This is a genomic window from Kitasatospora sp. MBT63 (genome assembly GCF_000710465.2).
GTDB lineage: Bacteria > Actinomycetota > Actinomycetes > Streptomycetales > Streptomycetaceae > Kitasatospora.
This window is the reverse complement of the sequence record NZ_JAIZ01000732.1, coordinates 1-302: the sequence shown is the minus strand read 5'-3', so window position 1 is coordinate 302 and position 302 is coordinate 1. Positions and strand designations below refer to the sequence as shown.

Here is a 302-nt window from a genome sequence, read left to right as displayed (position 1 = left end):
GGCCGGGGGCCGCGCCCCCCAGCCGGTCCCGCCAGACGGCCTGCGGCCCGGCCGGGAAGGACCAGCCGGCCAGGGCCGTGTCCAGCATCTGCACCACCAGGGCGTCCTTGTCGGCCACGTGCCGGTACAGCGACATGGTGGCCACGCCCAGTTCGGCGGCGACCCGGCGCATCGACACCGCCGCCAGCCCCTCGGCGTCGGCGACCGCGATGGCGGCGGTGACGATCGGCGCGAGGGCGAGCGTCTGCTCGGGCACCGCCCTGCGACGCGCGGGCGGCGCGGGGGCGGGCGGTGCGGGGGCG

At 80.1% G+C, this 302-nt stretch carries 1 protein-coding gene; it reads right to left on the bottom strand.

Features of this window, described 5'->3' with window-relative positions:
• A partial coding sequence (locus AA75_RS52925; protein WP_233289361.1) for a TetR/AcrR family transcriptional regulator occupies window positions 1-256 on the bottom strand: 256 nt, incomplete at its 3' end.
• Window positions 257-302: the final 46 nt, after the last annotated feature.